5 protein-coding genes are annotated in these 8,368 nt (G+C 35.6%); 4 read left to right on the top strand and 1 reads right to left on the bottom strand.

Annotated features, from left to right (window positions below):
• Positions 1 to 146: 146 nt before the first annotated feature.
• Positions 147 to 1,844, bottom strand: a complete 1,698-nt coding sequence (locus tag ACQVV1_RS29545; protein WP_242253850.1) for a helix-turn-helix domain-containing protein — start codon at positions 1,842 to 1,844, stop codon at positions 147 to 149.
• A 549-nt stretch (positions 1,845 to 2,393) separates the two neighbouring features.
• On the opposite strand from ACQVV1_RS29545, the gene gntR reads away from it, so the two are divergent.
• From gntR to gndA, 4 genes are all read left to right on the top strand, one after another.
• The gene (gntR, locus tag ACQVV1_RS29540; protein ID WP_242253847.1) at positions 2,394 to 3,125 is read left to right on the top strand and encodes a gluconate operon transcriptional repressor GntR; all 732 of its coding nucleotides are present in this window, start codon (positions 2,394 to 2,396) and stop codon (positions 3,123 to 3,125) included.
• Positions 3,118 to 4,653, top strand: a complete 1,536-nt coding sequence (gene gntK, locus ACQVV1_RS29535; protein ID WP_309260370.1) for a gluconokinase — start codon at positions 3,118 to 3,120, stop codon at positions 4,651 to 4,653. Before gntR ends, gntK begins: the two co-directional genes overlap by 8 nt.
• Positions 4,654 to 4,769: 116 nt before the next feature.
• Positions 4,770 to 6,116 carry a gluconate permease GntP gene (gene gntP / locus ACQVV1_RS29530; protein WP_001131719.1) on the top strand — a complete coding sequence of 449 codons (1,347 nt, stop codon included), beginning with the start codon at positions 4,770 to 4,772 and terminating at the stop codon, positions 6,114 to 6,116.
• 264 nt (positions 6,117 to 6,380) lie between these two features.
• A complete protein-coding gene (gene gndA / locus ACQVV1_RS29525; protein WP_336376749.1) occupies positions 6,381 to 7,790 on the top strand; it encodes an NADP-dependent phosphogluconate dehydrogenase in 1,410 nt (469 codons plus the stop codon).
• Positions 7,791 to 8,368: the final 578 nt, after the last annotated feature.

Raw genomic sequence — 8,368 nt, 5'->3', positions numbered from 1 at the left:
CTTTCTCATTAACATAAGAAAATAGTAACGTGCTTTTAACTTCAAAAATAGTCTAAATCCTTAAGTTGATGGATGTGTGGTGCTACCCCAATATGAACAACTAAAAAGAAGCAGGTACCTCTCCATTTAAAGGTATCTGCTTCTTTTTACATAGATTCTATAATCATTTGTCTTTCATACCACTTGTTCAGTTTTTCATTAACGCTTTTTGAAATACGCTTCATTTTGTTATTACAGAACCTTGATAGCGTAGCAGGGGATAGACCTATTTCATCAGCTATCTCACGCATTGTTTTATTTTGATGCATATGCTGATACATAATTTTTTCTCGTATTACATCTTCTGATCCTTCAGAAGTTTGTTTTACTGTCTCTGCAATATAATGGTCCTCCTGCTTCTCTTGCATACCTATTACTTTTTTCTTTACCATACTATCTATATTATTCATCAATTCTTTTGGTGGTAAGATAATGATTCCTAATTTGGAATAGTAATTTTTAAACCAATTACGTTCTCCTATCTTTGTTTCATCCAATTCCTCTGCATACGCCCAATGTGAAATTACATTTTCTTTTTCTAAATCAATTAAAACACTTTCTAGTTGTTCACGTATTCGAGTTGGGCGACCCTTTGTGGTTGTAATACCCATTACAGATAATAAACCTTTTTCTCCCCCAATGGAGTATGGTCTTTTTAAAGTACTGTATTGTTGACGGATTCGCCACTGCCAGGATAAATAACGTATTAAACGTTTATGAAACTTGTGTCTATAGCTATTATACTCTAATGCTTTTTTCGATAATAAAGCTGTTGTGCTATTAGATCCATACAAATAGCCCGATAAGAAACTACCTGGTTTAATCTTACAGGATTCTATCCCCATATATTCATTAGTATTCTTATCTCTCCATAACACTACAGAGTCCAGTACGAATAGCCTTTTGATCACTTCACGTTTTACTTCAAATTGTTCCCCAGTTTCAGCTTGATCGTTCAATACTACAACTTCATTATCATCATTCAAATAAATAAAGATGCTTGCTAACGCTGCAATACGTTGTGCTACCTTAATCTTATCTTCTGCACGATAATACTCTACACCGTTCGCTGATGCTTTTGGCATATTACATAATTCCAATACATTCTCATAACTAAAATCTATGAATTCATCTGGAGATTTAGCTTGATTTAACCATTGTATTGTAATGGTATCCAAACAATCTGCTGTAAGATCATCCATATTACTAATTACCCCATCAACCAATATAGACCATCTTTCTGCTTCATTTGTATTCACTAATCTCAAATCCTCATCTTTATGTGAAGATAGTTGTGCAACTCCGCTTGAATTTTTTGTTTCTAATGGCAGTACCGATTTTGCTGCTACTTCATCTTCTTCAAACTGATTTTTTGCTATTCCATCACGTAATTGATAGTACATTGCGTCATTTGATACCGGATAATAGTCGTCAGGTATATCTGCTATATGCTCTTTTATATGACTATGTTCAGGATTTGAAATTTGAGTTGGTTCAACTGCATCAACCTTTTCTCCAAACTCTTGTTCAATAATTTTATCTAATACATTTTGAATCTCAATTTTATATTTATCTAGATTCGCATAAATGTTCAACAACGATATTCCTTGTTCTTGTTTCTGACCCAACCAAGAAACAAGTGTTGAGAATGAAGGGGATATATTAGCTGATGTTACTAATTTATCGTGATTCTCTTGTACTTCGTTATAATATTTTTTCCATTTGGCCCATAACTGCTTATTTTCTTCATAAATTGGAGCAGCAAGTAGGAGGGCATCACTGAACAATACTAATACTTTTTCCATATTTATGTACCTCCTAACAATGTTATTAATCAATATAATTTAAATCCTAACACCATGAAACGTCATAGCTATATGATGGCTACATAACCTTTAAGTTGAAATGTTATCTGAATAATCCGCACAATTACTGATTTTTACTCGTTCTATTGTGGATCATTTAAATTCTCTTTACTTGTCTTTAATTATATAAAACTGCTTCTATTTGTAAAATCATTACTTTACAATACAATTTCAATTTTTGAAAGTTTTTAATGCTCAAATTCAGTCACTGTTACATTTTTAACATCTATATTTTTGATTCAAAAAGTTGTAAACCCGAGTGGTAAATATGTTGATGTAAGTCCTTGGATATCGTATTCTTCAGTTTTCCATTCCCTAAATCTTCTTCATCAACAATAATAGTTTTTGGGGCGACTCGATTTATTAGCTTAATAATTATGGGGCTTTCCTCTAAAAGAACCAAAGCAAACAATAAAAGCGCTTGCATAATTAAAAATCCGAGATATAATACTTGTATACAAGTATACTTGATTAACAAGAGGTGAATTTATGACAAAATCAATGGAATTTCTTTATCCTGAAAAATGGCTTTCAAAAGCTTCTACAGGCGATCGTGTTGCGAGCGAACTGAGAATGCGCATTATTGCAGGTATAATCGAAAGCGGTACCATACTATCAGAAAATAAATTAGCTGCCGATTTTTCTGTAAGTCGGTCACCCGTTCGTGAAGCATTAAAAGTACTAGCTTCTGAAAATATTATTCGCTTAGAAAGAATGGGTGCAGTTGTCATTGGTTTAACCGAGAAAGAAATCGAAGAAATATATGATGTTCGCTTACTTATAGAAACGTTTATCTTTGAGCGACTTGTAAAGATGGACACAAATGATTTAGTAAGGGAACTAAATAAAATAATGGAAATGATGAAAATCGCAATTAAATATCATGATGCTGATGAGTTTTCTTATCAAGATCTCTTATTCCATGAAACGATTATTCGAACCATTGAGCATTCCTACATCCTGATGATTTGGAATAATTTAAAGCCTGTTATGGAAAGCTTAATCCTTTTATCAATGCGTACTCGTTTCAAGGAAAAGTACGAAGACTTTGAACGGATTATTAAAAATCATGAGCTTTATATAAAAGCAATCGAATCAAAAGATCGAGCCCTCATGGTTGAGGCCTTACATCAAAACTTTGATGATGTTCAAGGGAAAGTTGAAGACCTCTGGATGTCACAACAAATGTTATCTAAAGGAGTAGAGCAAGGACATGAGTAGCTATATGTTAGGTATAGATATCGGTACAACAAGTACGAAAGCAGTTTTATTTACTGAAAAAGGTGAAGTCATCCAAACCGAGAATATTGGTTATCCACTTCGCACACCGGATATATCCACAGCGGAACAAGATCCAGAAGAGATTTTCCAAGCTGTTTTACAAGCGATATCAAATATAACGAAACAGCATTCAGATAAAAAACCTTCGTTTATTTCATTTAGCAGTGCTATGCATAGTGTCATTGCCATGGATGAAAATGATCAGCCGCTGACACCTTGTATCACTTGGGCAGATAATCGTAGTGAGACATGGGCACATAAAATCAAAGATGAACTTAATGGCCATGAAGTTTATAGACGAACAGGAACACCTATTCACCCAATGTCACCATTAAGTAAAATTACATGGATTGTGAATGATCATCCGGAAATTGCTATTAGAACGAAGAAATATATTGGAATCAAAGAATATATCTTCAAACAATTCTTTGATCAATATGTTGTTGATCATTCCATCGCCTCGTGCATGGGTATGATGAACTTAAAAAAACTAGATTGGGATGAGGAAGCTTTAAAAATTGCTGGTATAACACCAACTCAATTATCTGAACTCGTACCAACCACCCAAATATTTAGCAACTGCAATCCAGATTTAGCCCAAAAGATTGGTATCGATTCACAAACACCGTTTGTCATTGGTGCCAGTGATGGGGTGCTTTCTAATCTAGGTGTGAATGCAATTCGGAAAGGGGAGATTGCTGTCACAATTGGGACAAGTGGTGCTATTCGGACCATCATTGATAAACCACAAACAGATAAAAAAGGAAGAATATTTTGTTATGCCTTAACGGAAAAGCATTGGGTAATTGGTGGACCAGTAAACAATGGAGGAATGGTCCTTCGCTGGATTCGTGATGAACTTGCTTCATCAGAAGTAGAAACTGCGAAAAGACTAGGAATTGATCCATACGATGTATTAACTAAAATAGCTGAACGTGTGAGACCTGGTGCAGACGGATTATTATTCCATCCATACCTAGCAGGGGAACGTGCACCATTATGGAATCCAGATGTACGTGGATCCTTCTTCGGTTTAACGATGTCACATAAGAAGGAACATATGATTCGTGCAGCTTTAGAAGGCGTTATATATAATTTATACACTGTATTTTTAGCATTAACCGAATGCATGGATGGTCCTGTAACTCGTATTCAAGCAACAGGCGGCTTCGCAAGGTCTGACGTTTGGCGACAGATGATGTCCGATATTTTCGCATCTGAAGTCGTTGTTCCAAAGAGCTACGAAAGCTCTTGTCTAGGTGCATGTATATTAGGTCTATATGCCACAGGAAAAATTGATTCTTTTGAAATCGTTTCCGAAATGGTTGGCAGTACCTACAAACATACACCGAAAGAAGACGCAACAAAAGAATACAGACAATTACTGCCTATATTTATTAACCTATCAAGGGCACTAGAAGACGATTATACACGAATTGCAAATTATCAAAGAAATTTAATAAAGTAAAACTTTCATCAGTAATCCCCCACGCCTCGCTTCTATCTAAAACACGAGGTGGGGGCCTTACTGCCCACGAATAGTGGGATAAATACAAATACAGCTAAGATTAGGGGGGAACTACGATGCCATTAGTCATTGTAGCAATTGGGATTTTAGCATTACTTTTACTGATTATGCGCTTTAAATTAAATACCTTTATTTCATTAATCATTGTATCCGTCGGGGTTGCTTTAGCACTTGGAATGCCGCCAGAAAAAATTTTTAAAACCATTGAAGCGGGATTAGGAGGAACACTTGGTCATTTAGCACTCGTTTTTGGACTTGGTGCGATGTTAGGTAAGTTGCTTTCAGATTCTGGGGGCGCACAACGCATTGCCATGACCCTTGTGAAAAAGTTTGGTGAAAAGAACATTCAATGGGCTGTTGTGACTGCCTCATTTATTATCGGGATTGCATTATTTTTTGAAGTAGGATTAGTATTATTAATTCCGATTGTATTTGCAATTTCAAGAGAATTAAAAGTTTCTATCTTATATCTCGGTATTTCGATGGCAGCTGCTTTATCTGTAACACACGGATTTTTACCGCCACACCCAGGACCAACTGCTATCGCTGGTGAATTGCATGCAAACATCGGTGAAGTATTACTTTACGGCTTTATGATAGCGGTTCCAACAGTTGTGTTAGCTGGACCTGTATTTACTAAACTTGCAAAAAAACTAGTACCTGAGGCGTTCACAAAAACCGGTAATATCAAATCTTTAGGTGAGCAGAAAGTATTTAAACTTGAAGAAACTCCTGGCTTTGGAATCAGTGTTTTTACCGCTTTACTGCCTGTTCTTTTAATGGCAGTCGCTACAATTATTACTTTGCTGCAAAAAACAATGGGATTCAAAGATAATAGTTTACTAGCAACGATCGAGTTTATTGGGAATGCGGATACTGCCATGTTGATATCCTTACTAGTTGCGATCTATACAATGGGATTGGCAAGAAATATTCCAATCAAAAACGTGATGGAATCTTGTACAACAGCAATCTCGAATATTGGGATGATGCTCTTAATTATTGGTGGCGGCGGCGCTTTCAAACAAGTATTAATTGATGGCGGCGTTGGTAACTATGTAGCCGAATTATTCAAAGGAACTTCATTATCACCGATCTTGCTCGCATGGATTATCGCTGCCATTTTACGTATTTCATTAGGGTCTGCTACGGTTGCTGCATTAACAACTGTCGGTTTAGTGATTCCGATGTTAGGTCAATCTGATGTTAACCTTGCTTTAGTTGTGCTTGCAACAGGGGCTGGTAGTTTAATTGCTTCACACGTGAACGATGCTGGTTTCTGGATGTTTAAAGAGTACTTTGGTTTAAGCATGAAAGAAACATTTGCAACATGGACTTTACTTGAGACTATCGTTTCTGTAGCCGGATTAGGATTTACTTTATTATTAAGTTTATTTGTATAGATCTTTCTAAACAATAAAAGGGATACGGAAGCTGTTTAATGTGATTTTTCATAATTAACCAGTTATTATTCATGATTGATTAATAAGGATGAAAATCTCTCTTTATTTTTTAACTTGATAGTGATATGCCGTGTCCCTATAACCTTTGGCACGAATACTGGCGGAGCCTATTGAAATGAAAAAGATTGATTATTTGATTAAAGTGTTATTTTAGGTATATATACTATAATACAGAGTAACATACATGGAAAGGAACGATGGAATATGGAAAAGTTACAAATTGGAGTTGTTGGTGTGGGCGTTATGGGAAAAAGCCTCGCACTTAACTTTGAGAGCAAAGGGTATTCTGTTGCCCTATATGATATTTCAAAGGAAAAAGTTGATGAAATCATTGAGGAAAACCGTGGTAAAAACTTAGTCGGTACTCATATAGTTGAAGAGTTTGTTAACTCACTTGAATCACCTAGGAAGATTTTATTAATGGTTAATGCAGGGGAAGTTACAGATAAGGCGATTGATTCTCTAGTCCCTCACCTCGATAAAGGTGATATTTTAATTGACGGTGGTAATACATACTTTGTCGATACAATTCGCCGAAACAAACGTCTTGCCGAAGAAGGAATCAATTTCATCGGGGCAGGTGTGTCAGGCGGCGAAGAGGGTGCATTGAAGGGACCATCTATTATGCCAGGCGGACAGAAGGATGCATACGAAAAAGTAAAGGATATGCTTGAAAACATCTCTGCAAAAGTGAATAATGAGCCTTGCTGTTCTTATATCGGACCTAATGGGGCAGGACACTATGTAAAGATGGTTCACAACGGTATTGAGTATGGAGATATGCAATTAATTTGTGAAGCATATTTCTTCTTGAAACAAACACTTAATTTGACTGCAGAAGAGTTCCATGAAATATTTGCTGAATGGAATAAAGGTGAACTGAACAGCTATCTAATTGAGATTACAGCCGATATCTTCAAGAAGAAAGATGAAGAAACTGGTAAGCCATTAGTGGATGTTATTCTTGATACTGCAGGACAAAAGGGTACAGGGAAATGGACAAGTCAAAGCGCACTTGATTTAGGTATCTCTCTGCCTATTATCACGGAATCTGTATTTGCACGTTGCATTTCTGCTTTAAAAGAAGAGCGTGTGAACGCAAGCAAAGTTTTATCTGGACCTAAAGATAAAACAGCAATTGGAGTGGAAAAAGCTGAATTAATTGAAGCAGTGCGCCAAGCTTTATATATGAGTAAAATTTGTTCTTATGCACAAGGATTCACGCAATTGAAGGCAGCTTCTAAGGAATATGATTGGAACCTTGATTTTGGCAGCATTTCTATGCTTTGGAGAGGCGGATGTATTATCCGTGCTGCCTTTTTACAGAACATTAAAGAGGCTTATGAGACAAACACTGACCTACCGAACCTTTTACTTGATCCATACTTTAAAGAAATTGTAGAGTCATATCAAGGCGGATTACGCCAAATTATCTCAATGGCGGTACAACAGGGCATTCCGATACCTGCATTTTCAGCAGCAATTTCTTATTATGACAGCTATCGTACTGCCAAACTACCTGCAAACTTGTTACAAGCGCAGCGCGATTATTTTGGAGCGCATACGTATAAACGAGTAGATAAAGAAGGTACATTCCATACAAAATGGATATAAAATAAGAAATGGACTAAGATTAAATTCTTAGTCCATTTTTCATCCCACAATTCGCAGGCTATAAGACTCCCACTGATGGAAGTTCACTTTAAACGGATGAATGAATAAAAGTGCGTTTATTTTTCCCATTTAGATGAAAAACCACATAACCTTTAAGTTGAAATGTTATCTGAATAAACCGCACAATTATTAATTTTTACACGTTTTATTGTGGATCATTTAAATTCTCTTTATTTGTATTTAATTATATAAAACTGCTTCTATTTGTAAAATCACTACTTTACAATACAATTTCAATTTCAATTTTAAAAGTAAATTAGTTAAACACACTGATTTTTTGCTTAATACCTAGAAAGCTTGTTACTTTAAGTCACAACTTTAATACCACAGCTGCTTCTTACTTGAAACTATATAGCTTTATCATGGCTATTTCTTCTTACTTGAAACTATATAGCTTTATCATGGCTATTTCTTCTTATTTGAAACTATATAGCTTTATCATGGCTATTAACTCTTATTTGAAACTGCATAGCCTTATCATGGCTATTTCTTCTTACTTGAAAACTATATAGCCTTAT

Source organism: Bacillus basilensis (assembly GCF_050630465.1).
Classification (GTDB): Bacteria; Bacillota; Bacilli; order Bacillales; family Bacillaceae_G; genus Bacillus_A; species Bacillus_A basilensis.
Note: the sequence above shows the minus strand (reverse complement) of the source record. Positions and strands in the feature narration are given on the sequence as shown.

Excerpts from the sequence above, each read along its gene's own strand:
- ACQVV1_RS29545 (WP_242253850.1), bottom strand. The coding sequence starts at position 1,844 with ATGGAAAAAGTATTAGTATTGTTCAGTGATGCCCTCCTACTTGCTGCT.
- gntR (WP_242253847.1), top strand. The coding sequence starts at position 2,394 with ATGACAAAATCAATGGAATTTCTTTATCCTGAAAAATGGCTTTCAAAA.
- gntK (WP_309260370.1), top strand. The coding sequence starts at position 3,118 with ATGAGTAGCTATATGTTAGGTATAGATATCGGTACAACAAGTACGAAA.
- gntP (WP_001131719.1), top strand. The coding sequence starts at position 4,770 with ATGCCATTAGTCATTGTAGCAATTGGGATTTTAGCATTACTTTTACTG.
- gndA (WP_336376749.1), top strand. The coding sequence starts at position 6,381 with ATGGAAAAGTTACAAATTGGAGTTGTTGGTGTGGGCGTTATGGGAAAA.